Source organism: Methylothermaceae bacteria B42, from assembly GCA_001566965.1.
In the GTDB taxonomy this organism is placed as follows: Bacteria; Pseudomonadota; Gammaproteobacteria; order Methylococcales; family Methylothermaceae; genus Methylohalobius.
Map to the genome: position 1 here is coordinate 139,571 of LSNW01000032.1, position 25,687 is coordinate 165,257.

Genomic DNA, 25,687 nt, shown 5'->3' on the forward strand with positions numbered 1-25,687 from the left:
TCAGTCTCCTTATGAGTAGTTAAATAATTATGTCAGTTAATCAAAGGTTGAAGTGCAGAATTTGCATCGTTTGGCTTCAATGGGGATTTCCGACAAGCACTCTGGGCATGTTTTCGTGGAGGGTGCTGCTTCAGGTGCCGGCCTTTGCAATTTGTTGATGAATCTGATCATCATGAAAATAGCAAAGGAGACGATCAAAAACTCTATCACCGTGTTAGCAAACACGCCATATTTGATAATGGGTGCGCCGGCTGCTTCCGCTGCCTTCAAGGTGGCATAGCCCTTGCCGGACAAATCAATAAATAAATCGCTGAAATCCATGCCTCCCATGAGCAATCCAATAGGTGGCATGATGACATCGTTGACTAAAGATGAAACGATTTTCCCGAATGCAGCGCCAATGATGATCCCCACCGCCATGTCAATGACATTGCCGCGCATGATGAATTTTTTGAATTCTTCCAACATGGTTCTCCCCCTTTCCATGTCGTTAAAACCCTTCACCCTAGCCTTGGGTGGCTGAATATGGGCTTAATGTAAGGCTAAGTTTGACTATGGAAAAAAGAATTCAAGCTATCCAGCGCCTTGCATTTCGGAACATTCTAAGCCAAGGCCCATCTGGTCCCCAATCGGGGGGATGCCAGGAAAGTTGTACTGTACGGAAACAGCGTTCCGGATGGGGCATCATAATGGTAAAGCGGCCATCTTTGGTAGTGAGCCCTGTAATGCCGCCAGCAGAGCCATTGGGGTTGAATGGGTAGGTTTCCGTGCGGTTACCGTAGTGATCCACATAGCGCAGGGCGACCAGACGTTGATCAATCAGGGAAGCGGGGTCGTCGGCGATGTCGGCGCGGCCTTCCCCGTGGGCGACGGCCACGGGCAGCACAGAGCCTGCCATGTCGTTTAACAAGATTGAAGGAGAGGGGAGGATTTCCACCAGAGATAGTCTGGCCTCGAATTGTTCGGAAAGATTGCGCACAAAGCGTGGCCAGTGGTCCGCGCCAGGAATCAAGGTTTTGATTTGAGACAGCATTTGACAGCCGTTGCAAACTCCCAGGCCGAAAGTCTCTTCCCGGGCGAAGAAGCGTTCAAACTGATCCCGGGCCCGGCGGTTGAATAAAATGGCGTTGGCCCAGCCGCTGCCGGCGCCTAAAACATCCCCGTAAGAGAAGCCGCCACAAGCCGCCAGTCCAATAAAATCTTCCAGCGTTGCCTGGCCGTTGAGGATGTCGCTCATGTGAAGATCAATGGCGTCAAAGCCAGCACGGTCGAAAGCCGCCGCCATTTCCACGTGGCCGTTTACCCCTTGTTCCCGCAAAATGGCTACTTTGGGGCGTTGGGTGTGAACGAAAGGGGCGGTGATATCCTCTTGCGGGTCAAACGTTAATGTGGCGCTGAGGCCGGGATCTTGATCATCTCGCAGGGTTTGGAATTCTTGCCCGGCGCAGTCAGGGTTGTCCCGCAGCGCTTGCATGCGGAAACTTACTTGGGACCAGGTTTGTTCCAGCTTTGCGCGGGTGGCGGAAAATAAACGTTGCTGATGATGGTGGATACGGATTTCCTGGCTCAGGTTGATGGCGCCGATGACATGGCTGCATTCTCCCAGTCCCGCGCTGGCAAGCTGCTCCATGACAACCGCTTCATCTTGCCGCCGGATTTGCAGCACGGCGCCCAACTCTTCGCAAAAAAGCGGGGCAATTGGGTTCTCTTCTCCCAAAGCGGTGAGATCAATATCCACGCCCACCCGGCCGGCAAAGGCCATTTCACAAACCGTGGCCAGCAAGCCGCCGTCGGAGCGGTCGTGATAGGCGAGAATCAAATTGCTTTGGTTGAGGTTTTGGATGGTTTGGAAAAATGCTGCAAATTGTTCCGGGTTGTCCAGGTCCGGGGTGGTGTGGGCAGCATCCAAGCCTGTCAAGGTTAAAGCATCATGGACTTGAGCCAGAACCGATCCTCCCAGGCGGTTTTTGCCTTGTCCCAGGTCAATCAATAGCAATAATGTGTCGCTATCTCGTTGGAGCTGTGGGGTCAGGGTGCGGCGCACGTCGGTCACCGGCGCGAAGGCCGAGACAATCAAGGACAAGGGCGCGGTCATCTGCTTCTCCCCCTGCCGGTCGCGCCAAATGGTGGTCATGGATAGTGAGTCCTTGCCTACGGGAATGGCAATGCCCAAAGCAGGACACAGTTCCATCCCCACGGCTTTGACGGTATCGAACAGGGCGGCGTCTTCCCCGGGTTGGCCGCAGGCCGCCATCCAGTTGGCGGACAGTTTGATATCGCTCAAACGGGCGATGGGGGCCGCGGCGATATTGGTGAGCGCCTCTCCCACAGCCAAACGCCCCGAAGCCGGCGCATCGAGAATGGCCACCGGTGTGCGTTCTCCCACGGCCATGGCTTCCCCGGTCAAGGATTGAAATCCGGAGGCGGTGACCGCCACGTTGCTGACTGGCACCTGCCAGGGGCCGACCATTTGGTCCCGGCAAACCAAACCGGTGATGGATCGGTCGCCGATGGTGATCAAAAACTTTTTGCTGGCCACGGCGGGAAAGCGCAGCACTCTTTCCACCGCTTCTTGCAATGACAATTGATTGAAATCGAACGACGGCGGATTGGCGGGTAAATGTTTGACCTTGCGGTGCATTTTGGGGGCCTTGCCAAACAGCAGCGACATGGGAATGTCCACTGGGTAATTCTCGAACAATTTATCGTGGACCCGCAGAATCTCCTTGCCCGTGGCGCAGCCGATCACCGCCATGGGGCAGCGCTCCCGCTCGCACAAACGGGAAAACAGGGACAAGGAATCTGGATGGATGGCGACCACATAGCGTTCCTGGGATTCGTTGCACCAGATTTGCATGGGGGAAAGGCTGGAATCGGCGCAGGGAATCTGCCGCAATTCGAATTTGCCGCCCTTGAGGCAATCGTGGATGATTTCCGGTACCGCATTGGAAAGCCCGCCGGCGCCCACGTCGTGGACCGAGAGGATAGGATTGTCCGGTCCCAACGCCCGGCAGTGTTCGATGACTTCCTGACAGCGTCGCTGCATTTCCGGGTTGGCCCGCTGCACCGAAGCAAACTCCAGCTCTTCCGCCGATTCTCCGGAAGCTTGCGAGGATGCCGCGCCGCCGCCCAGACCAATCAGCATGGCGGGGCCGCCAAGCACGATAATCAACGCGCCGGGCGGAATGTCCTGTTTTTGCACGTGGGAGGCGCGGATATTCCCCATCCCTCCGGCGAGCATGATGGGTTTGTGGTAACCCCTAAGTTCCCGCTCGTTGGTGCCGGGAACCGCTTGCTCGAAGGTGCGGAAATAGCCGCACAGATTGGGGCGGCCGAATTCGTTGTTGAACCGGGCCGCGCCGATGGGACCTTCCAGCATGATATCCAGGGCGGAGACGATCCGGCCCGGTTTGCCGAAATCCTGTTCCCAGGGTTGCCTGTATCCTGGAATCTTGAGATGGGAGACGGAAAATCCGGTGAGTCCGGCTTTGGGATAACCGCCCCGGCCGGTAGCCCCTTCATCGCGGATTTCTCCACCGGCACCGGTGGCCGCGCCAGGATCGGGAGAAATGGCGGTGGGATGATTGTGGGTCTCCACCTTCATCAAAATATGGGCCGCCTCCGGGGTGTAGCCATAAAGACCGTTAGCCTGGCGCAAAAAAATGGGCGCCTTCGGCCCTTCCATCACAGCGGCATTGTCTTTATAAGCGGATAAAATTCCCGCCGGGCTTTGCCTGGCTGTGTGGCGAATCATCTCGAACAGCGACTGGGGCTGAGACTTGCCGTCGATAGTCCACTGGGCATTGAAGATTTTATGACGGCAGTGCTCCGAGTTGGCCTGGGCGAACATCATCAGCTCGGTATCGCTGGGATTGCGGCCCAGTTCGGTAAAGCTGCGGAACAAATACTCGATTTCATCGGCGCTCAAGGCCAGTCCCAATGCCAGGTTGGCCTGCTCCAGGGCCTGAATGCCTTCATTCAAAATCGGAATGGTGACCAGAGGCGCGGGGGGGCGGTGACTGAATAGATCGACATGCTCGTCTTCGGCGTAAAGCACCTCCGTCATCCGGTCATAAAGAGGATGCAGCAGATCCCGATGTTTGCGCAGGGATTCCCCATCGTGGGCGGCAATCCGGTACTCTATGCCCCGCTCAATACGCTCAACCATTGCCAGCCCACAGTGATGCAGAATATCGGTAGCCTTGCTCGACCAGGGCGAAATCGTTCCCGGGCGGGGCAGGGCCCAGAAATGTTCGCCATCAAAATCCGCTGTGGCGGCCGGGCCATAGTCAAGGAGATTTGAGAGGGCCTGTTGTTGATCTGCCGTCAGTGGTTGATTTACTTCCAAATAATGGACATACCGGGCGGCCAGGCGGGAGATTCCCGGAAGCTGTGTTTGTAAATTGGCAAGAAGTTTGTCGAGGCGGAAACTCGAAAAAGCCGCAGGACCTGGCAATTGTAAAATCATAATTATTCGGTTTCGGTGGAAAGTTCGGTCAGTTTGTCCCGAATGTGATTAAGTAACTGGAGGGATGCGGAATCTGATAAGGGGTTTCCTTTATCGTCAAGCAGATACAGTCGGGTTATGCCGTCGGCAGGAATAAGCCGAAGCATGTATTCCTGTTCCCTGAGCTTCCCTTCCCCGGTAAAAAAATACATCAGATCTTCCCCCCAACCGCGGTCTTCTGCCAATTCCTGCTCCATGGAACTATGGATAAAGCGGAAAATGCCTTGTTTACGGTTGCGGTTGAAGACCTCCAGCTTCAACCGGTTTAGGGCTTTCAATGTCATGACCCAGGCTTTGGCGAAAGGTTGATTAAGCTGAATCATGCCACCTTCGGAAACCGGGGGCATAGACTGGTGATCTGGTTCAGGTTCAAGGCTCTCTTTTTCTGGAGTCTCCGGTGCTGGAACAGCATCGGCAACTGGCGCGTTGGCTAGATCAGAAGGCAGCTTGAGAGGCGGCAATTCACTTGCAGTGAGGTAGTCTTTGTCATGATCGGGAACCAGCCAACTACAACCCGGCAAAAAGCAAAAAAACAGAGATAGAACAATCCCGCGAATTGCCATGAATATTTAAAGGACGCCAGCGCTGTGCATTGCCGACCGCACCTCGCCATGACAGGATTCGGAGAGCCTGGTCAGCGGCAGGCGAATGCCATTGGGAATCAAGCCCATGGCATGCACGGCCCACTTGACTGGAATGGGGTTGGACTCGAGAAATAAAGTCCGGTGCAATGCTGCCAGCCTGGAATCCAGAGATTGTGCCAACTCCCGATTACCGGCAATGGCGGCGGCAATCATGTCATGCATGAGTTTGGGCGCCACGTTGGCGGTGACGGAAATGACCCCCGCGCCTCCCTGCAGACAAAGTTGGCAAGCGGCGGCATCGTCACCGGAATAAATGGGAAAATCAGGGCCACACAATTCTCTGATTTGCCGGGCGCGTTCAACTGGGGTGTTACAAGCTTCTTTGATGCCCACAATATTCTCGATAGGGGCAAGGCGAGCGACGGTTTCCGGGAGTAGATCGCAGGCGGTCCTTCCCGGCACGTTGTAGAGAATCTGGGGAATGGCGACTGCTTCGGCAACTGCCTTGTAATGCCGATACAGGCCTTCCTGGGTGGGTTTATTGTAATAAGGGGTGACCAAAAGACACGCGTCGGCGCCGGCCTTGGCTGCGGCAGCGGTCAATTCGATGGCCTCCTGAGTGGAATTGGAGCCAGTGCCGGCAATGATGGGGATTCTTCCTTTGGCCTGGTCGATTACCCATTCAATGACTAGGCAGTGTTCTTCATGGTCCAAGGTGGCCGATTCGCCGGTAGTGCCGACGGCGACAATAGCGTCGGTGCCTTGCTCGATATGGAAATCCACCAGTTTGCGTAATGAACTTTCGTCCAATTTGCCATCGGGAAACATGGGCGTTACTAACGCCACGATACTGCCTTGAATCATTGATTTCTTGTGCCCATATTAACTTTAATCGGATAATGTTACTGACGGGTCTGATAAAAAACAAGGTCAACGGTTTCCGTCTGTGTTACCCGCGCGAAAACCAGAACCTTATTGTCCGGGTCAGAGGAAGAGCGTGAATACTACAGGGCTACGTCATCTATTTATGCCGGGGGGGGTGGTTTGCTTCGAAAAACGCCGTGAATACTTTCTTGCTGCGCAATCCTGCTACGCAAGAAAGTCCTGCCCAAACCTCCCTGTTTGGGCGCTCGTACGGCTGCGAAAGTCCACTGGACTTTCGGTCCGGCTCGCCCTTGTAAGCGCCGGCTTCCCTGCCGGCGTGGCTTTCGAATCAGACCACCCGCCCCTCCAATCAATCCTTTACGCTTTAAATAACGTGGTCCAGGTGAATACTATTTTTGTATGGTCGCCCAGCCGCATTTGTGGTATTTTTATGCACCTTTTTAAGTTGGGTAAGACAGCATGAAAGCTCGGATCAAGTGGGTGGAAGATGTTCTGTTTCTGGGCGAGTCGGGCAGTGGCCACGGCATTGTCATTGATGGGCCGCCAGATCACGGAGGCAGGAATCTGGGGGTTCGTCCCATGGAATTGTTGTTGATGGGCGTGGGAAGTTGTTCGGCCTTCGATGTGGTGCATATTCTCAAAAAAGGCCGTCACCCGGTGGAAGATTGCGAAGTGGAGGTCAGCGCTAAGCGGGCTGAAACCGTGCCGAAGGTTTTCACCAAGATTCATCTGCATTTTATTGTCAAAGGCCATGGTCTGAGTGAAAATGCGGTGGAGCGGGCGGTAAAACTGTCTGCCGAGAAATACTGTTCGGCTTCCATTATGTTGGGCAAGGCTGCTGAAATCAGCCACGACTTTCAAGTGATTGATCTGTCCAGTGATTAAAGCGTTCATTTTTAGGAGTTAGACAGGATTGATAGATAAACTGAAACTTCATGGTTTCAACAATCTCACCAAGAGCCTGAGTTTCAATATTTACGATATCTGCTACACCAGCCCGGCCAATCAGCAAAGATATATCGAATATATTGATGAGGCTTACAATGCCAAGCGCCTCACGCAAATTTTGACCGACGTGGCCAATATCATTGGCGCCCATATTCTGAATATTGCCCATCAAGATTACGATCCTCAAGGCGCCAGCGTGACCATGCTGATTTCCGAGGATGCGGTCAGTCACGCCGGGATATCGAACTCCCAATCCCCGGGGCCGCTGCCGGAAACTGTGCTGGCCCATCTGGACAAGAGTCATATCACGGTGCATACCTATCCGGAAAGCCATCCTCATTTTGGCATCAGCACCTTCCGCGCCGACATTGATGTTGCCACCTGTGGCAGGATTTCGCCCCTCAAGGCCTTGAATTATCTGATCCACAGCTTCGAATCCGATATTGTGATCATGGATTACCGGGTCCGCGGTTTCACCCGGGATGTGAATGGCAGGAAGCTGTATATCGATCATGAGATCACTTCCATTCAAAATTTCATCGCCGAAGATACCAAGTCCCGCTACCAGATGATTGACGTCAACGTCTATCAGGAAAATATCTTCCACACCAAAATGATGCTCAAGGAATTTGATCTGGATGATTATCTTTTCTCTCCCGATGACGTGCTGTTGACGCCTGAAGAGCGGGCAGTGGTTGAAAATAAGGTTAGGCAAGAAATGGCCGAGATTTTTTATGGCCGCAATTATGAGGGAATGGAAGCGGCCACCCAAATGGTTTGATAAGGTTCCAAAAGAAAATCCCGGTTTTCTCTTCCTTCCAGTGGTTGACCGCTGAGCAGTTCTTGCTTTTCAGGATAATGGATCAGGTCGGGAATCAAGGAATCAGGTTTTATCGGGCGGACATCCGCGGTGAAATTGCCAACGACAGCAATGGTTTGGTGGCCGTCAAGGGCAACCCGGCGGAAACCGAAAAGTCCTTTGTTCAGGTGCAAGGGATGCTGGGGAGCATCGGGGTGAAAAGCCGGTTGCCGGCGGCGTATCTCAATGCGCCGCAGTAGCTCAGTAAAGATTTGTGCCGGGGCAGTGGCCGGGTCTTCCAATTGAGGGATCAGGTCATTCCATTGCCAACGGGGGCGGTTGGCGGCTCGGGGGTTGTTCGTCACCTCACAACGTTGATGATCGCTATGGGCCGCCACCAAACTTGGAAAATGGATGCCGGGAATACCCTTCAATGCCAGAGTCAAGGTTTGCGCACCGAGTAACCGGGCCATGGCCAGTGCCGTTGCCGGCTGGTTGGACTCGCTCAAGGCATCAAAAAAACTGATATTTGCCTCAAAAGGCGGCAAATGGCCGCCGCCCTGACCGGGAAAACAGGCGCCCCGCTCTTTTAGCCAGTGCACAAGCTGATCGAATTCGGCAGGGGGCAATAATCCCTGTAGGGGCTTGAGAGCGATGCCGTTGGGGTCATCGGTTTGATTGACAAAGGTACATCCAGGTGGCGGTGTGGGCAGGTTCTCCAACCACTGATGCAAGAATTCCGCCCTGCCGCTGAGCAATCCATGAATCAACAGACCACCCAGGGCGTGGGTATAGAGCAGGTGGCTTTCGTCACCTTCGCCAAAATAACCCAAGGCACGGTTTTGAGAGATTGGCGCTTCAGCTAACAACAAAACTTCGGGTGCGCTCATGGAGAGGACATCGCGGAAGATTTTGACCAGTTCATGATCTTCTTCCAAATCCACAGAACACCTGTCCGGATCTTTCCAAAGGAAAGGGACCGAATCCAGTTGCAGAATAGAGGCGCCATGACTGACGTAGCCCAGCATGATGTCAAGCAATTCGAAAAGTACGTCGGGGTTGGAAAAATCCAGATCGAACTGATCGCCGCCGAAGGTATTCCAAAGATACCGTTGTCCCCGACGGGTTTGGATGCAGGAAAGCGCAGGCGTACCGAAAGGGCTTTCCACCTTTGATAAATTGGTATCCGATTCCAGGGAAACAAAATACCCCCGGGCCGGGAAAATACCATCCACATAATCCCGGAACCAGACGTTGTTCCGGGAAACCTGATTCAGTACCAGATCGAACATCAAGGCATAGTTGGGCTTCAATGCCTCGACATCGCCCCATTCTCCCAGTCTGGGATCCACGCGGCGATGATCCACAATGGCAAATTCTTCCCCTTCGTCTGCCTCGAAGAATGGCTGTAAATGCAAGCAAGAAAAGCGATCGCCGATATAATCCCGCAGAAATGCCCGCAGGGTGTGCAGGGGTGTTTCTTTGGGTCTTAAGATACTATCGGCAAAGAGCGTCAGGATGGCGTCGGTTTGGTTCCAAGCAGGCAGCGGCGGTTTTTCCGAGCAGGGGTAACGGCTAAGTAGTTGCGCCAGGCGGGCGCTGAGTCTGGGTGCGTGATGACTGCCGTAAAGACGGGCGAAGCGCTGCTCGATGCGGTGGAGAATTTCGCTGGGCAGAATTTTCATGGTCACCGGCAATGATTTCAGTTCTCATAGCAAAGTACCACAAAACCATTCACATGGCATGGATGATGTTGCTCATCAGGGTCTGTAAGCCATACCTTAGCACCGGATAGCTGTAATATTCCCGCGCCAGCGCAAAGTTATGATCCACCATTTGCTGGCGGTAATCAGCGTCGTTAATCACTTTGCGCACTTCTTCCACCACATGCCGGTCCACAAAGCCGTCCATCATGGGGAGGCGGAAACCTTTGGGCTCGATATCCCGGGCAAACACGGAATAACGGTTGACGACAATCGGCACCCGGTAGTACACCGCTTCCAGAAAGGCGTTGCCAAAACCCTCGTACAAGCTGGGATAAGTGACCAGATCGGCGTGGAGATAAAGGTCGTCCAGGGTATAAATTTTCCGCCCCTGGTCGTCGAGATGACGCTTGTCATTGATTCTATCGCCGAAATAGCGGGCGTCGATGCCTTCGTCTTGGGCCAGTTGCATGATCCGTTGGAAGTATTCCACCCCTTCATCTCCAACGCCGTGGGATAAAATCAACTTGCAGCGGGGGTCGCCCAGCATGCGCAGCAGGGTAATGGTATGCTCGATTCCCTTGCGGGGAACCACCCGGGTGGGTTGAAGAATGAGAATATCCTTGTCATCCAGGCCCAGTTCCCGGCGGATATCAGCGTTATAATCGTCGATGGTTGGGGCTGGTTTGTCGAAGTTCAGAACATTGGGAATCAAAATGGAGGACAGCCCCTTGCGCCAGGAAAGCTCTTCCCGCGCCGCTTGATTGATGACCACGTGTTGCATGCCCGGCAGGCGGGGCGGGAAGGCCATTTCCAGATAATCGGCTATGGGGGAAATCTGAAACCGCACCCGTTCCCAATAAAAGTCGTGGTGATGGCAAATGGTCGGGAGCCCGGTTTCCATCAAGAATTCGGTAATGGCGACGCCTAAGGGGACGTGCATGGGAATGGTCAGGGCGTTTTGCACAATCAGGCGGGTGATCTCGAAGCGGTTGACAAATTCATACAGGGTTTCCTTGAGGTATTCCGCCAGATCGCGAATCCGCCGGCTCACTTCCGGCAGGCGCCGGGTGTTGCCCCATAATTTTTGGTTGATCCACTCATTATCGGGGTGGTGAAAATAGGCCTCCGGAATGCACAGACTGATCTCCGGCGCCCGGTCCAAACGGCCACCGTACCAAAAGCTGATATGCTCATCTTCCCACAGTACCTCGGCCCACTTGGCCGATTCTAGGGAAACCCCGTCAGTGCCGGCAAAACGGGTGGAGACAAAGCCGATATTTTCCGCCATAGGACTGAATAAATTTTATCTTTATAGGATGCTACTAAAGCGTAGTGCAATTGGCTTTCATTGACTATGTCTGGGCAGTGTTAATTCATTTAATTCAGAATTTATTGTTTGTGGGCTAACTCTACAAACAGGCCAAGTAGGGTGCATTTTATGCGCTACTCTATGGTGCGCCAAGCGCACCCTACTTACTTTGGTGTGAGTTTTGTCAGGCAATCAAGGATCAAATATAAAAAGCCGGCATTCCAGTTAGGAACACCGGCTTTTCCGTCTTGGAGGGGAAAGTTTGGGAAAACCTAACCCCAATATAACGCTGGTTTAGGCGCTGCGACGGCGGCGTGCGCCAAACATGCCAATCAAGCCTGCGCCCATCAGGAACAGGATGCCTGGCTCAGGAGCTGGAGTTGGAGTTTGTTGCTGCCCAGTGGTTTCAAACAAATCCAGAGTGAGATCCGCATTTGTATCAGCGATAACGGTTAATTTGAGCTCATTAACATTCCCAAAATCGACTCCACCGAAATCACTAAATGGAATAGTTTGGGTACCAGCAGTTAAGCCTGATTTGGCTACGTCTGCACCGTTGACAGTAAATTTTAAGTCAACATTATTTGGATCAATTGAAATGATGTTTAAAAGAAAAGCACCGGTTCCAGGAACAATTCCAGCAAGCAAATCTGCACCACTTACACTCCAGCTTACAACGCTAGTGGAAGCGATACCAGAACCATTGCTGTGAGAATAATTACCTTGGTCAACTACGGCTGACGCATTGGTAAACTGTGTTGGAGTACCTTGGGTAACAGTAAGGCTAATACTGCGATCCCCAATTGCTTGGCCTGGAGCTGCCGGCGTTTGAGGACCGACAGAACCTGTATTGATAACTCCCATGGGGGTACCATCATCAAAATTATCGATTAAAACTGCTTGCGCACTGCCAATCCCCATTCCCAGGGTGATAGCCGCAGCTAAAAGTTTCTTTTTCATTCGAAAATCTCCTTAAAAAAATACAGAGAGCTTTGGTTGTAAATTTTGGGAATTAAATTTGCCTCCCAGAGAATAAAAGCAACAGCCATGCCATAAAAAACAAACAACCAAATATCAATTACTTAGTGCTGTTCTGCCTGCAAGGGTTCGCCGTTAAGGCATATTTTGTAAAAAAAACTGACTATTTGCCTTGACTTTTGTAAGGGGAAAACAAGCCTACTGAGATAGGCCTTAAATTTCTCAAGATTGCACTTAGACATCTACTTTAAAACCATAAGCACACTATATTGCAGACTTTATGGTTTCGATAGTAAACAGGATGAAAGTGGATATCAAATCCTTTTGAGTCCCCTATTTATGGCATATTAGTGTCAGGTAATTTTACACACCAAGGCTTATAGAGACGGTACAATCTTCGTTATGATGCGTGTGGTTATTGTGCACTATCACTTGCGCCCTGGCGGAGTGACTCGGGTGATTGCCCATGCAGCCACGGAATTGATGGTCCATGGGGCTTCTGTGGTTGTGTTGGCGAGCGGTGATTTGCCACAGGATTTTCCCTGCCCGGTCCGGCAAGTGCCGGCACTGGCTTATGATGAGGGAGGCGCGGCGGTTTCGCCGGATCAGCTGCAGCGGCAAATGGATATGGCGGTTAGGGATGCCTTGGGCGGCGAGGCGGATTTGTGGCACATTCATAATCACAGCCTGGGCAAGAATCTCGCCTTGCCGGTGACGGTAGCGAATATGGCCCGGGCCGGGCGGCGGATATTGCTGCAGATTCATGATTTCCCCGAGGACTTTCGTAGCTACAATTACCGGCGCTTGCGGGATTTTATTCCGCTGGATCAATTTGCCGAGACCTTATATCCCCAGGCTCCCCAGGTTCAATACTGTGTTTTAAACGGCCGCGACCGGCGCTTTTTGGCCAAGGCGGGGGTGGCGGAGGAAAGACTGCATACGCTTGCCAATCCGGTTTGGATGCCGCAAGCCGCCACGGAAGACATACCCAACTGGCCTTACCGGCTGTGGCTGTATCCCACCCGCGCGATCCGCCGCAAGAATATTGGGGAGTGGCTGCTGTGGTCGGCGCTGGCAGGGCCGGAGGATCGGTTTGCCACTTCCCTGGCGCCGGAAAACCCCCGTGAACAACAGCGTTATCGCCAATGGGTGGGATTGGCAAAAGCATTAAATCTGCCGGTCAGTTTTGATTTGGCGACACAGACTCAATTGTCTTTTGCCACGTTGCTGCGCAGTGCCTATTGTTTGGGGACCACCAGCGTTGCTGAGGGATTCGGAATGGCATTTCTGGAGCCATGGCTCTTGGATCGGCCTGTGGCAGGCCGGAATTTGCCTGAAATCACCCAGGACTTTGATGCTTTGGGGGTGGCGCTTTCTCATTTATATACCCGCCTGCCCATTCCTTTGGATTTCTTTGAGGTTGGGGAAATCGCCAGCCGGTTGCGCAGGGCGTTGACCCAATTGTATGGGGATTACAGGCTTCCACCGCCGGGAGAGGCTGAATTGCAACGGGCCTGGGATGCCTGGGTGCAGGAGGATCAAGTTGATTTCGGCTGTCTGGACGAAGACCTGCAAGCCAAGGTGATTCGCCATCTTTGCCACCATCCGCATTCCCGCAACGCGTTGTCCATGACGCAATTGACCGTTGCGGCTAATGAAGTGATTAGCCATAACCGGCGGGTCATCCAGGAAAATTACAGCCTGTCCGCTTATGGTGAACGGCTGATGGCCATCTACCAAGGGCTGTTGGCAGCTTCGCCTGGCCCGGTTTCCGGGTTGGATTGCGATACCCTGCTGCGTTGTTTCCTGCAACCTGAACGCCTGAATTTATTGCGGTTATGAGTATGGAGTGTTTGAAATCCATGAGCCCGAAGGAGACCGGCACACCTGGTAAAAATCAAGCAACCAAATCATGACAGGCATGTTGAAAAAAACCATTCTGGCACTATCACGGCCAATGACGCCCAAGCCAACCCACATTCAGCCTCGTTTACAGTCATTACCCAATATAAAGTCCGTGCTGTTTGATATCTATGGCACCTTGTTTATTTCCGCCGCTGGCGATATCGGCGTGGATACTGCGGTGGATAACCATCAGGCCTTTCAGGCGGCGCTACATGCGGTGGGATTGCCGGCACTAGGAGGTGCTGAACTACTGAAAGAAGCCATCGAGGCGGAGCACCGGCGCAAGCGGGCACAAGGCATAGACTTTCCGGAAGTGGATATCGTGGCTATTTGGCGGCAAGTGTTGGTTGGCCTTATGCCGGAGACTACGTTGACCGACGAGCGGTTGCAGCAGCTCGCTCTGGAATATGAATTGCGCAGCAATCCTGTTTGGCCCATGCCCGGGTTGGCGGCGTTGCTTGCAGGCTTGAAAAGCAAAGGAATGACAATGGGGTTGATTTCCAATGCCCAATTTTATACCCCGCTGTTGCTGGAAGCCTTTCTCCAAAAGCCGCTCCAGACAATCGGGTTTGACGAAGATTTATGTATCTTTTCTTATCAAGTGGGAGAAGCAAAGCCTTCTCCGCGTCTTTTTGAGTTGGCCGTCACCCGCTTGGCCAGGTTCGGCATAAAGACGGATGAAATCCTGTATATCGGTAATGATATGTTGAAGGATGTTTGGCCAGCATCCCAAGTTGGCCTGCGCACCGCGTTGTTTGCTGGCGATGCCAGATCTTTGCGTTTGCGGGAGGATGATCCCCGTTGCCAAGGGCTGCAGCCTGACCTGATTGTTAAAAATTTGCCGGATCTGCTGCAGGTTTGTGGTAATTAGCCCGGATATTTCACCAGCATCCCGGATGATGGCGCAGGACAGGTGCGGCTGGGCGCCGGGCTGGACTGAAAGGCATAGCCGTAGCTATGGCTTGAAGGAAGGCCAAGCCCAGGCGTGCCTGGACAAGCCAGGGCCGGGATAGGGTTCGGGCTGAATCCAAATTGGATTTTGAAGAAATCATCAAACCTAAGCGCTTTATGTTTAAAAAATCAGTTAATTACAAAAAAGCCCGAATCCGGCTGGTGAAATATCCGGGCTAGACTATTGTACAGATCAATAAAACGCAGAAAATTCTTGGGAATCATTTCAGGGTTGCGCTAAACTGTTCGCCCCCTGAAGATTGCGCCCCATAATTTAATGCAAATTGGCCCCTATTCATTATCGTCCCCGGTGATTTTGGCGCCCATGGCGGGGGTGACGGATTTGCCGTTCAGGCGGTTGTGCCGGCAATTTGGCGCTGGCTTGGCGGTGTCGGAAATGATTACCAGCCGCCCCCAACTGCAAAATCATCACCGCACCCGGCAGCGGGCGGATCATAGCGGTGAGCCTCATCCCCGGTCGATCCAGATTTTGGGGGTAAACCCAAAGGAAATGGCCGAATGTGCCCGCCGCAATGTGGATCTTGGGGCGCAGATCATTGATATTAATATGGGCTGTCCGGCCAAGAAAGTTTGTCGGGTAGCGGCAGGTTCCGCGCTGCTTAGGGATGAAAAGAAAGTCGCCGCCATTTTGGAAGCGGTGGTGGGCGCGGTTCCGGTGCCGGTGACGTTGAAAATCCGCACTGGTTGGGACCGGCAAAATAAAAATGCGGTTAACATCGCCAAAATTGCTGAAAATAGCGGTATTCAAGCATTGGCTATTCATGGGCGGACTAGGGCTTGCGGTTTTCAAGGCAAGGCTGAATATGACACCATTGCTGCGGTAAAATGTTCGGTAACCATTCCTGTAATTGCCAATGGGGATATCGATTCGGCCGCCAAGGCCAAGCAAGTTCTGGCAACGACAGGGGCCGATGCGGTGATGATAGGGCGGGCGGCCCAGGGACGTCCCTGGCTGTTTCGGGAAATCAGCGGGATTATGGCTAACCGGGAGTCATCGATGGCGCTGAAAAGGGAGGCGCTTTTGACCACCATCCTTGAGCACGTCGCCATGCTGCATGATTTTTATGGGCCGGAGCAGGGGGTTCGCATAGCTCGAAAACATATCGGCTGGTATTTGGCGAATCTGGCTTTAGCGAAGGAATGCTGGCGTTATCTTCTCGACCTTAAAGACCCGGCGCTTCAGCTACAACAACTGGAAGAGACGCTCAAAGACCATTTGTCCTGAAAGAAGGGGGATCCATTTTTGAAGAAAAATCAACAAAACAAGATGTTTCCCAGAGCCAAAGAAGAAAGTCGAGGAAGGGGTGGATGAACAAGCAATGGGAGAAGCCTGGATTGGAAGGTATCGTTTTAAAGGAACAAGTTCGTGCTGCGGTGGAGCAATACTTCTATCATCTTGATGGTCATGCGGTGGTAGGACTTTATGCCATGGTGATAGCGGAGGTTGAAAAACCGCTATTGGAAGCGGTGCTGGCCCACACTGGCGGCAATCAAAGCAAGGCCGCCAAGGTATTGGGGATGAGCCGCAGTACTTTGCGGAAGAAAATGCAACAATACGAGATTGAATAAAATGCACAAGGTTCAGCGGGCGCTGGTGAGCGTATCGGACAAAACGGGGATCGTGGAATTCTGCGAAGGGCTCAAGGCGTTGGGGATAGAGATTTTATCCACCGGCGGAACGGCCAAATTACTGCAAGAAAACGGCATTGAGGTGAGAGAAGTTTCCGAAGTGACCGATTTCCCGGAAATCATGGGGGGGCGGGTAAAAACCCTTCACCCTAAAATTCATGGCGGCATTCTTGGGCGCCGGGGCATCGATGAGACGGTGATGGCAGAGCACGGCATTGAACCCATTGATTTGGTGGTCGTCAACCTGTATCCATTCACCAAAGTCATTCAGCAACCAGAGTGTGATCTAAACAAGGCCATCGAAAATATCGACATCGGTGGCCCTGCCATGATCCGCGCCGCCGCCAAAAATTATAATGCCGTCGGGGTCATCGTCGATCCCGAGGATTATGGTGGGGTTTTAGAGGCTTTGCGCTTGAATCTAAATGTCTTGCCCGACGTATTACGGCTTGAGTTGGCCACCAAAGCCTTTCAACATACTGCCGGTTACGATAGCGCTATTGCGGCTTATCTGGAAAAGGTCCACAACCCCGATGCCGACCTGCCGGTGGTGGCCAACTTGAGTTTGAAAAAGGTCAGGGATTTGCGCTACGGCGAAAACCCCCATCAAAAGGCCGCCCTTTATCGGGATGGTGAACCGCCCGTCGGAAGCTTGGGGCATGCTCGGCAGATACAAGGCAAGCCTTTGTCATACAATAACTTGGCCGATGCTGATGCGGCATTGGAATGCGTCAAAACATTCCGTGACGAGCCTGCTTGCGTGATTGTCAAACATGCCAATCCTTGTGGGGTGGCACAAGCCCCGACTTTAATGGAAGCCTATGATCGGGCTTACGCAACAGATCCCACTTCTGCCTTTGGCGGCATTATTGCCTTTAATCAGGCTTTGGATGGCGAGACGGCCCAGGCGATTGTCGAACGTCAGTTTGTAGAAGTCATCATCGCTCCCAGCATTACCCAGGAGGCGGAAGGCGCGCTGGCAAGCAAAGCCAATCTCCGGGTACTTGCTTGTGGCATGTGGGAGCAGCCTAAACCGGAACTGGAATTCAAGCGGATTTCCGGGGCCATGTTGGCGCAAGAAAAGGATATCGCCATGTTGGGTCGGGAGGCTATGAAAGCCGTCAGCAGGCGCGCGCCATCCGAAGCGGAGTGGCAAGATCTGCTGTTCGCCTGGAAGGTAGTGAAATATGTCAAATCCAATGCCATTGTTTATGCTCGGGATGGGCGTACTATGGGCATTGGCGCCGGGCAGATGAGCCGGGTGTATTCGGCCAAAATCGCCATTATGAAGGCCCAGGAAGAGGGTTTGCAGATTGCCGGATCGGTCATGGCGTCCGATGCTTTCTTTCCTTTCCGTGACAGTGTCGATTCCGCGGCGGAGGCGGGGGTGACCGCCATCATTCAGCCGGGCGGATCCATTCGGGATGAAGAAGTCATCGCCGCCGCCGATGAGTTTGGCATTGCCATGGTGTTTACCGGCATGCGGCATTTTCGGCATTGAGAATTTGCCTGTGAATTCTGTTCTTCGGAGGTTCAATCGCGCCCGTTCAGGGCGCGAACGCAGAAAAGAAACTATTTTCTGACTACCATTGGCCCCAGCGGGCGGCCGCCAATCAAGTGCAGGTGCAGGTGAAAGACTTCCTGGCCGCCGTTTTTATTGCAGTTGATAATCAACCGGTAGCCATCCTCGGCGATGCCTTCCTTTTCCGCCAATAATTTAGCCACATAGATCATGTGTCCCACGAGAGGTTCGTCTTCCGGCTGGATATCATTGACCGTGGGGATGGCTTTGTTGGGGACAACCAAGATATGGGTAGGCGCCGCGGGGTTGATATCGCGAAAAGCGGTTACCTGGTCATCCTGGTAAACGATATCGGCGGGCAGTTCACCAGCGATGATTTTTTCGAAAATCGTGGTCATGGGGCAGACTCCTTGTTGCTTTTTTCTGTGGATTGAAAGAGCTTAAGATATTGCCCATAGCCTTCTTTTTCCAGTGATTCCTTGGGGATAAAACGTAGGGCCGCGGAATTGATGCAATAACGCAGCCCGGTGGGAGGTGGCCCATCGTTAAAGACATGACCCAGATGGGAATCGGCGTGCTTGCTGCGTACCTCGGTCCGGCGCATAAACCAGCTATTATCTTGCTTTTCCACGATATTGGAAGGTTCCAATGGTTGGCTGAAGCTGGGCCAGCCGGTGCCGGAATCAAATTTGTCCAGGGAGCTGAACAAGGGCTCTCCCGAGACAATGTCCACATAAATCCCTGCCTGTTTGTTATCCCAGTATTCGTTTTTGAACGGCGGTTCGGTGCCATTTTCCTGGGTAACCTGATATTGCAAAGGCGTGAGCTTTTGCTTGAGAGTATTAGGATCGGGTTTTTGGAAACTGGTTTTATCCATCTCTTTCCACACTTTTTGGATGAATTGATCCCGGCCTGAGCCTAGCCGGTAAAACTTATATTTTACCGGATGATGCTGGTAATAATCCTGGTGATAGCCCTCGGCCGGGTAGAATTTCTTTAAAGGCAGGATTTCCGTGACAATGGGGCCGTCGAACTTCCCCGACTGTTGTAAAGCCTGTTTGGACGCTTGGGCCAATTGCTTTTGATTGTTATCGTGATAGAAGATGGTGGTTCGGTATTGTGGGCCCCGGTCCACGAATTGCCCCCCGGGATCGGTGGGATTGACGTGGCCCCAGAAGACGTCAACCAGTTGTTGGTAGGTAATTTGCCTGGGATCGAAAGTTACCTGAACGGCTTCCAGGTGGCCAGTGGTTCCGGAAGAAACTTGTTCGTAGGTTGGATTTTCAACGTCTCCGCCGGTATAGCCGGAAACGGCTTCAATCACCCCGGGCACTTTTTCAAAGTCTGCTTCCAGGCACCAGAAGCACCCTCCGGCAAAAGTGGCTCGTTGCAGGCGTTGGGAATCATTCATTGCGTTAGCCCCGTAAACGGCTTGTGGTAGGTAAAAACCTAGTATAAAGGTAAGGAATAGGCGCATCAATCACTCCTGGTTTGCAACATAAAACAACTCGTGCTTATTTTATAGCGCTGGCCATCCTTGTCGCCAGCGCCCGCAGAGAGATTTGCAGTACCCCTAGGGTGAATATTATTGCAATTCCCGGTGGCGTACCAGAACGGGGTAGGGGGAGTCGCTAAAGCGTTGGCCGAGTTTTTCAGCCAGATAGACCGAACGGTGTTGCCCACCGGTACAGCCGATGGCAATGGTCAAATAACTGCGGTTTTGATTGAGGAACTGGGGAATCCAGGTATCCAGGAAAGACTGAATCGAGCTCAAATACTTTTGGGTTTCCGGCAGATTTTCCAGAAAATCGGCAACAGGTTGGTCGCGGCCGGATAAATTTCTGAGGCTGGGTTCCCAATGAGGGTTGGAAAGGCAGCGGGCATCAAAGACGAAATCGGCATCCAGGGGCAGGCCGTATTTGAATCCGAAAGACTCGAAGCACAGGGAAAGTTGGAAAACATCCCGTTGCCTGATACGTTCGCGAACAAGCTCGCGAAGCTGATGAATATTGAGGCGGGAGGTGTCAACCAAAAGGTCGGCGAGGACGGTAATGGGTTCCAGTAGTTTGCGTTCTTCCTCAATAGCGTCCGCCAAGGGGAGTCCCGCGCCGTCCAGGGTTGCATGGCTTAAAGGGTGTTTACGCCGGGTTTCGCTATAACGCTTCAACAAAGTGTTGGAGTCAGCGCTTAGAAAAAGCAACTGATAATCAATGGAAAACTGTTTCAGGGTTTCCAGCGTGTGCTGAAATAATTCGGCATCGCTACTGAGGTTGCGGTAATCGATGCTGATGGCGGTTTTTTCGTACAGCCGAGGATTTTTCTGGCAGGTGTCACGGATGAAGGTTTCAATCAAGCGGACCGGCAAATTATCGATACAATAGTAGCCGCAGTCTTCCAGAGTGCTAAGGGCGATACTCTTGCCAGACCCGGACAAGCCGCTGACGAATACCAGGTGCATCACAAAAGCCGCTTGCGTTGACTTGATGATGGGATACCCTGAGCCTCCCGGTATTTGGCGACCGTGCGCCGGGCGACGTTGATGCCCTTTTCCTGCAGCAGTTTGGAAATTTTAAGATCGCTCAAGGGTTTGGCGGGGTTTTCGTGATCCACCAGTTCTTTGATAAAAGCCTTGATCGCAGTAGCGGAACATTCGCCGCCGGATTGGGTGGATACGTGGCTGGAAAAGAAATACTTGAATTCGTAGATGCCGTTAGGGGTGTGCATGTACTTTTTGTTGGTCACCCTGGAAACCGTGGATTCGTGAATATTCAAGGTTTCCGCCACATCCCTGAGCACCATGGGTTTCATGGCGATTTCTCCGTGCTCGAGAAATTCCTGCTGGCGCTCGACAATGCAATGGGCCACCCTGAGCAGTGTGTCGGTACGGCTTTGCAGGCTTCTGAGGAACCAGCGCGCCTCTTGAAGATGGTTCTTCATGCTTTGGTTATCGTCACTGGTATCAGCCCTTTTGATCATGTTGGAGTAAAAAGGGTTGATACGCAGTTTGGGAGCGATTTCTGGATTTAGCGACACTTCCCATTTGCCGTTTTTTTTGAAGACGAAAACATCAGGAATAACGTATTCGGTTTCGTTGGCCGAGAATTCACTGCCCGGATAAGGATTCAAGCTTCTGATGAGAGAGATGATTTGTTCCAGCTCAGCATCGTTTACATGCAGTGCTTTCTTCATCACCGTGATATTTTGTTCCCCCAAGGCTTTTAAATGATCCGTAACCAGTAAGAAAGCTTCCCGCCGCCAGGGCGTTTCAGGAGGCAACTGGCGTAGCTGAATGGCGAGACACTCGCCAAGATTTTGGGCCGCGATACCAGGAGGATCAAAATTTTGCACTTGATGCAAAACCGCCTCGACTTCATCCAATTCCAAGTCTTCCAGTTGGCTTTTCAGATCATCACTGAGTTCAGTCAAAGGAATGGATAGATAGCCCTCATCGTTAATGGCATCAATAATGGCTGAGGCGATGGTCCTGTCCCGATCGCTGAAACGGGTCAGTTCCAGTTGCTGTTGAAGGTGTTCGTGCAAGCTTTCAGGCTTAGCATTTTGTTGTGCGTATTCTGAATCCGAATCGGCGGGCCCCAAGGTCGTGTAGACATTGTCATATACGTCATCCCAGTTGGCATCGACGGGGAGTTCTTCCGGGATTTCAGTGCTGTTGGCGGTGACGGACTGATCTTCGCTGGGTGTGGTTTTGACTTCAGCCGTGGCGTTGTCTTCCGCTACTTCCAGCATGATGTTGGATTCCAAGACTTCTTGAATTTCCTGCTTGAGTTCGATGGAAGAAAGCTGCAGCAAACGAATCGCTTGCTGAAGCTGGGGCGTCATCGTGAGTTGTTGCCCTAAACGAAGTTGCAGGCTTTGTTTCATAGGTCTCTTGTTGGATAGCTATTTTTTAACATTGTTAAAGTTATTCTAGCCTATATCGTCATTGGTCAAGTTCACAGCTTATGTGAACTTGTAAACAGGTTTTCTTTAAAAGTTTTTAATCAATCTTGTTGCTTTTGCGTGCAAAAGATTCAGCCATGAAATTCCGCTTCCAGCCCAAGCATCTGGAAAATAATCAATGAGGCGATGACCAAAATAGCCCCGGCCCCTACCCGTTGGAGCAAAACTTTTCCCGATTGTTCTTTCTTTATCTTCGACAATACATCCACGGTAGCCACGTAAAGGAAAGTCCCGCCGGAAAGAAGCAGCATCAAGCCAATCCACTCGTGGGGCAGTTGCCGTAGAAATAAGAAGGTGATTAAGAGTCCCATGGGCGTTGCGGCGCTGAATAATAACAGGGTGCGCAGAGGGTTTATGTGGACATCGCCCTCCTTTTGCCATAAAAACACGCCCAAGCCGAAAGCTACGGGAATTTTATGCACCATCACTGCTGCCAGAATGGGTAAGGTTAATGCCAGCAATCCAGTCGCCAGGCTAGCGCCGATAGCCAGACCGTCTGTCAAGGCATGTAGCCCGAGGCCAATAGAGAGGATTTGTACCGTCCCTTGTTCTTCAGGCATTTCATGGCCTAGCCCAAAGGTTTCCAAACCGAGCATAAGCAAAAACCCCCCGAGAATGGCCAGTCCTGAAGCCAATACAGGCGGCAGTCCCAGAAAAGAGTCAGAGTGAAGCTGCTGTCCGGATTCGTGGGAAAGAAAGAGGACTTCAAACCCTTCGGGAATAACGATGACCATTGCCGACGCCAGCAATAACCCTGCGGCTACGGCAGAAACCATTGTCCACAGACTAGGTTTGGCAGTGGGTAGATAGCGGGGGACAAACCCGGCGGCCAAAGCGCCGAGAAAAGCAACGCTGGCAATGGCAAAAGCAGCAAACCATCCTGACATTCATGCCTCCTCTTTTAGCATGGGAATTGATATGCAGGAATTATACCAGTCCAGGTATCAGATGAAAAAAGTCTTAAGTCAGGCGGTGTTGTCAGAAAATGAGCTGAAAATTTTAGTGATTAGAAAAGACGGGGTAGGGAAGGGGGCATGAAAAACCATCATCGAAACGGCAAACGGTCCCGATGATGGCATAAGATGAAAAAGGCAAATTTTAAAGATGCGAATTTCTTTTGGTAGCTTTCTCAATGAGGGTAGATTTATCCATTAATTTCAATATGGCAAAGCCGATGGCAAAACCGGTGAATGAAGCAACCACAATGGGTGCGGCAAAAGGAATGGCGTGAGGACTCATAAGATTGACACCGATGATGCTGGATAGAAAATTCATAGTCTTCTCCTGTTGTGAATTTAGCTTTTATTTGCATCCATGGAATCGCGATACGGATCAGTGATTCAAAAATAGATGCATCCTCTGGGACGATATCCATCATAAAGAAAAAGAAAAGGGGGTTTCAGTGACTAAGTCACATAATCCGTAGTGGCACAATATGAAAGGATTATTTTGAGTCAGCAATCCTTTGTAAGGCCTGTGGATTTTGCACGGCAATAACACCCCGGTTGAGTGTAATCCAGCCGTAACGCTCGAAACGCTTCAAATTTCTTGAAACTACTTCCCGTGCCGTTCCTAGCTCAGACGCTAAAGATTGGTGAGTTTTGTTCAATTGTCCGCCGGGAGCGGCAAGCAATACTTTGGCTAGACGCTGTTCCAATGCTTCAAAAACGACTTCTTCCATTCGAGTGATTACCGAAGCCAAGCGCAAGGAGAAATTGTCAAAAACAAACTCACGGAAAAACTCGGAATGATGGAGTGCGTGTTGAAACTTATCACGGGTGATCACAAAAGCGCTGACTTCATCTTCGGTAATCCCTTCTGCAGGGTAGGCTTTTTGCCCCAGTAAACAAGATGTGGTCAAGACGCAGGAATCCCCAGGCTTGACTTGATATAGTAGAATTTCGCGGCCTGATTCGGCAATTAATTGCACGCGGATGGTTCCATTGACCACCAAGACATAGTTTTGGCATGGAGCACCTGGATAAAATAGCGTTTTCCCAGCGGGTAGATTCACCAAAGTAGCCGTTTCCATCAAGGAACGGACCTCGGGGTCGGGATTATTGAAAAATTGTGGGAAATGATGTTTCCACAAGTGAGTGATTTGTTCCATTTGGCAAATTTATACGAAATTGGATTAGTAATACCAATATGGCGGATAATACATGCCCCACCAGGGATCATACCACCAATAAGGGTACACTAGCGTTCTGACCGCTTCTTGCTTGGGCCACAACCGCCAACTATCTGCTTCAACCACTGGCAATTGGATTTTTCGTTTGCCAACGGTTCGTTCCGCCATGCCATTTATGGTGCCGACCACCGTGATTTCTTTACCCTGGGTATAGATAGCCGGGTCGAGAAAGGTTGTGGTATGCATTAAAAATCTGCCTCGGGGCTGGGCGGAATCTTTTGGGCGTCCCGAACGGTTGAGAGGCTTTTCAAGGATCTGCACCCAAGTCTCTTTTGCTTCGTTTTCCACGGTCAGGATCACGCCCCCCCAGCGGACCTTTTCACCCTGAAAAGCTACCGGTTCTTCAACTACTTGTGGTAAATATACGGGTGCCACATCAGGGGCTTCCAGTTCAGGCGGCAGGCTAGCACAAGCGGACAAGAAAGCAGGTAAAACCCAGAAAAACCGAAATAAAGCGTGAAAGCGGTGTGTCATCACGATTCTCCTTCATTGATGCATACATCAGCCACAGTTTGGCAGAGCAGGGGAAGTTTGGAAAGTGCTTTCTTAGACTTTGGAAAATGAAGAATAATCCCCATATTTCTCGGGAGATTGGCAAGAAAATCGATTTCAAAAACTAACGTGTAAAGTCATTTTCCAGCAGGAGGTGCCATGCGTATTGGGTATATTTCCAGCTATCCTCCCATCGAGTGCGGCATAGCCACCTACTCATCCTATTTGATTGACGCTTTGCGGGAGCAAGGGGCCGATGTTTACGTGGTCAGCCACATGGGCGCGAGTGGAACTCAAGTCTTTCCGGCATTCAATGAGAATGATTTGGACGACAAGGCCTATACCGTCGCGCTGCGGTTCACCCCCGACATCGTCCACATTCAGCACGAATTCGGTCTTTACGGGCCCCATTATGGGGTGAATATCTTGCCGGTCATTGTCAAATTTCGCTTGATCGGCGTGCCGGTGGTGACCACGCTGCATACGGTTTACGAACAACCGGAGCGGAGCCATTTGCTGTTGATTGAGAATATTCTCGCCAATTCCAGTCGGATTATCGTGCATCAGGACTATCAACGGGAAAGCTTGCGTCGCCATTTCCCGGAGAACCTGACGCAAAAAGTGACGGTGATTCCTCATGGGGCAAGAGTGGTGGCACCCATCCCCGATGCCAAGAACAAATTGGGACTGCCGGCGGATAAGAAGATTATCTTGATGATTGGCTATTTTCGTCCGAGCAAAAATTTTGAATTGATTATCGATCAATTGCCGGAAATTCTAAAAAAATACCCGGATGCCCTCTTGGTGTTGGCCGGCAAAATCCGTAACCAAGAGTATTCACAATATCAGCATGTGCTATTTGACCGTATCCGCCAATCGCCGGTAAAGGATCACATTCGCGTGATTCTCGGACAACTGTCCCAGCAAACCTTCGACACCATTTTATCCGCTGCGGATGTGGTTGTGCTGCCTTATAAACTCAGCTCCCAAAGCGGTATTCTGGCTCACTGCATGGCATTTGGACGGCCCGTCGTCACCAGCGCCAGCAAGGCGATGACGCAATTAATCGAGGAATCTGGCGCTGGCGTGATTGTGCCTTCGGAACCAGAATTCAGTAATGCCATAGCATCGCTTTTGGCCGATGAACAACGGGCCCGGCAAATGTCTGAAAGCGCCCGTGAATATGTGCGAAGTAAACTGGCCTGGCCCAAGATTGCCGCCGCCCACAGGCAAGTCTATGAAAGTTTGCATAATATTCCCGATATTGGATCTCAGGTAATCGTGGTGGATTAAGGAGAAG

At 51.8% G+C, this 25,687-nt stretch carries 23 protein-coding genes; 9 read left to right on the forward strand and 14 right to left on the reverse strand.

Going from position 1 to position 25,687, the window contains the following annotated elements; all coding sequences use genetic code 11:
* Positions 1-36: 36 nt before the first annotated feature.
* The 4 genes from AXA67_11870 to AXA67_11885 form a co-directional block, all read right to left on the reverse strand.
* Positions 37-468, reverse strand: a complete 432-nt coding sequence (locus AXA67_11870) for a mechanosensitive ion channel protein MscL (GenBank protein KXJ39753.1) — start codon at positions 466-468, stop codon at positions 37-39.
* 100 nt (positions 469-568) lie between these two features.
* Entirely contained in the window at positions 569-4,468 is a 3,900-nt protein-coding gene (locus tag AXA67_11875; protein ID KXJ39754.1) for a phosphoribosylformylglycinamidine synthase, read from the reverse strand.
* A 2-nt stretch (positions 4,469-4,470) separates the two neighbouring features.
* Positions 4,471-5,070: a hypothetical protein gene (locus AXA67_11880; GenBank protein ID KXJ39755.1), complete on the reverse strand. Its 600-nt coding sequence runs from the start codon at positions 5,068-5,070 to the stop codon at positions 4,471-4,473.
* Positions 5,071-5,076: 6 nt separating this feature from the next.
* On the reverse strand, positions 5,077-5,955 hold the full coding sequence (locus tag AXA67_11885) for a 4-hydroxy-tetrahydrodipicolinate synthase (protein ID KXJ39756.1): 879 nt from the start codon (positions 5,953-5,955) through the stop codon (positions 5,077-5,079).
* A 163-nt stretch (positions 5,956-6,118) separates the two neighbouring features.
* On the opposite strand from AXA67_11885, the gene AXA67_11890 reads away from it, so the two are divergent.
* From AXA67_11890 to AXA67_11900, 3 genes are read left to right on the forward strand one after another with little or no spacing between them, the layout of a single operon-like run.
* On the forward strand, positions 6,119-6,439 hold the full coding sequence (locus AXA67_11890; protein ID KXJ39757.1) for a hypothetical protein: 321 nt from the start codon (positions 6,119-6,121) through the stop codon (positions 6,437-6,439).
* The gene (locus AXA67_11895; GenBank protein KXJ39758.1) at positions 6,436-6,861 is read left to right on the forward strand and encodes a hypothetical protein; all 426 of its coding nucleotides are present in this window, start codon (positions 6,436-6,438) and stop codon (positions 6,859-6,861) included. Before AXA67_11890 ends, AXA67_11895 begins: the two co-directional genes overlap by 4 nt.
* 31 nt (positions 6,862-6,892) lie before the next feature.
* On the forward strand, positions 6,893-7,705 hold the full coding sequence (locus AXA67_11900; GenBank protein ID KXJ40175.1) for an S-adenosylmethionine decarboxylase proenzyme: 813 nt from the start codon (positions 6,893-6,895) through the stop codon (positions 7,703-7,705).
* Here AXA67_11900 and AXA67_11905 read toward each other — a convergent pair.
* The 3 genes from AXA67_11905 to AXA67_11915 all read right to left on the reverse strand — a co-directional run bounded on the left by AXA67_11905 (position 7,669) and on the right by AXA67_11915 (position 11,698).
* Positions 7,669-9,408 carry a hypothetical protein gene (locus AXA67_11905; protein ID KXJ39759.1) on the reverse strand — a complete coding sequence of 580 codons (1,740 nt, stop codon included), beginning with the start codon at positions 9,406-9,408 and terminating at the stop codon, positions 7,669-7,671. The genes AXA67_11900 and AXA67_11905 overlap by 37 nt on opposite strands.
* A gap of 49 nt (positions 9,409-9,457) precedes the next feature.
* On the reverse strand, positions 9,458-10,717 hold the full coding sequence (locus AXA67_11910; protein ID KXJ39760.1) for a glycosyl transferase family 1: 1,260 nt from the start codon (positions 10,715-10,717) through the stop codon (positions 9,458-9,460).
* A 315-nt stretch (positions 10,718-11,032) separates the two neighbouring features.
* Positions 11,033-11,698 carry a hypothetical protein gene (locus tag AXA67_11915; protein ID KXJ39761.1) on the reverse strand — a complete coding sequence of 222 codons (666 nt, stop codon included), beginning with the start codon at positions 11,696-11,698 and terminating at the stop codon, positions 11,033-11,035.
* A 420-nt stretch (positions 11,699-12,118) separates the two neighbouring features.
* On the opposite strand from AXA67_11915, the gene AXA67_11920 reads away from it, so the two are divergent.
* The 5 genes from AXA67_11920 to purH all read left to right on the forward strand — a co-directional run bounded on the left by AXA67_11920 (position 12,119) and on the right by purH (position 17,723).
* Positions 12,119-13,558: a hypothetical protein gene (locus tag AXA67_11920; protein ID KXJ39762.1), complete on the forward strand. Its 1,440-nt coding sequence runs from the start codon at positions 12,119-12,121 to the stop codon at positions 13,556-13,558.
* Between the two features lie 70 nt (positions 13,559-13,628).
* Positions 13,629-14,492 carry a hypothetical protein gene (locus AXA67_11925; protein KXJ39763.1) on the forward strand — a complete coding sequence of 288 codons (864 nt, stop codon included), beginning with the start codon at positions 13,629-13,631 and terminating at the stop codon, positions 14,490-14,492.
* Between the two features lie 357 nt (positions 14,493-14,849).
* On the forward strand, positions 14,850-15,818 hold the full coding sequence (locus AXA67_11930; protein KXJ39764.1) for a tRNA dihydrouridine synthase DusB: 969 nt from the start codon (positions 14,850-14,852) through the stop codon (positions 15,816-15,818).
* A gap of 83 nt (positions 15,819-15,901) precedes the next feature.
* Positions 15,902-16,162 (forward strand): Fis family transcriptional regulator, encoded by a 261-nt coding sequence (locus AXA67_11935; GenBank protein KXJ39765.1) that lies wholly within the window; start codon positions 15,902-15,904, stop codon positions 16,160-16,162.
* Position 16,163: 1 nt separating this feature from the next.
* Positions 16,164-17,723: a bifunctional phosphoribosylaminoimidazolecarboxamide formyltransferase/inosine monophosphate cyclohydrolase gene (gene purH, locus AXA67_11940; GenBank protein ID KXJ39766.1), complete on the forward strand. Its 1,560-nt coding sequence runs from the start codon at positions 16,164-16,166 to the stop codon at positions 17,721-17,723.
* Positions 17,724-17,794: 71 nt separating this feature from the next.
* Here the strand turns inward: purH and AXA67_11945 are convergent, their stop codons facing one another.
* The 7 genes from AXA67_11945 to AXA67_11975 form a co-directional block, all read right to left on the reverse strand.
* Positions 17,795-18,142, reverse strand: coding sequence for a histidine triad nucleotide-binding protein (locus AXA67_11945; GenBank protein ID KXJ39767.1), 348 nt, complete (start codon positions 18,140-18,142; stop codon positions 17,795-17,797).
* The gene (locus AXA67_11950) at positions 18,139-19,221 is read right to left on the reverse strand and encodes a methionine sulfoxide reductase (protein ID KXJ39768.1); all 1,083 of its coding nucleotides are present in this window, start codon (positions 19,219-19,221) and stop codon (positions 18,139-18,141) included. The genes AXA67_11945 and AXA67_11950 overlap by 4 nt, the downstream gene beginning before the upstream one ends.
* A gap of 108 nt (positions 19,222-19,329) precedes the next feature.
* Entirely contained in the window at positions 19,330-20,202 is an 873-nt protein-coding gene (locus AXA67_11955) for an RNase adaptor protein RapZ (protein ID KXJ39769.1), read from the reverse strand.
* Positions 20,202-21,626 carry an RNA polymerase factor sigma-54 gene (locus tag AXA67_11960; GenBank protein KXJ39770.1) on the reverse strand — a complete coding sequence of 475 codons (1,425 nt, stop codon included), beginning with the start codon at positions 21,624-21,626 and terminating at the stop codon, positions 20,202-20,204. The genes AXA67_11955 and AXA67_11960 overlap by 1 nt, the downstream gene beginning before the upstream one ends.
* A 149-nt stretch (positions 21,627-21,775) precedes the next feature.
* A complete protein-coding gene (locus AXA67_11965; GenBank protein KXJ39771.1) occupies positions 21,776-22,591 on the reverse strand; it encodes a hypothetical protein in 816 nt (271 codons plus the stop codon).
* A gap of 557 nt (positions 22,592-23,148) precedes the next feature.
* Positions 23,149-23,814 (reverse strand): hypothetical protein, encoded by a 666-nt coding sequence (locus tag AXA67_11970; GenBank protein KXJ39772.1) that lies wholly within the window; start codon positions 23,812-23,814, stop codon positions 23,149-23,151.
* 24 nt (positions 23,815-23,838) lie between these two features.
* Positions 23,839-24,369, reverse strand: coding sequence for a hypothetical protein (locus tag AXA67_11975; GenBank protein KXJ39773.1), 531 nt, complete (start codon positions 24,367-24,369; stop codon positions 23,839-23,841).
* Between the two features lie 177 nt (positions 24,370-24,546).
* On the opposite strand from AXA67_11975, the gene AXA67_11980 reads away from it, so the two are divergent.
* Complete coding sequence (locus tag AXA67_11980) at positions 24,547-25,680, forward strand: glycosyl transferase (GenBank protein KXJ39774.1); 1,134 nt, start codon at positions 24,547-24,549, stop codon at positions 25,678-25,680.
* Positions 25,681-25,687 lie beyond the last annotated feature (7 nt).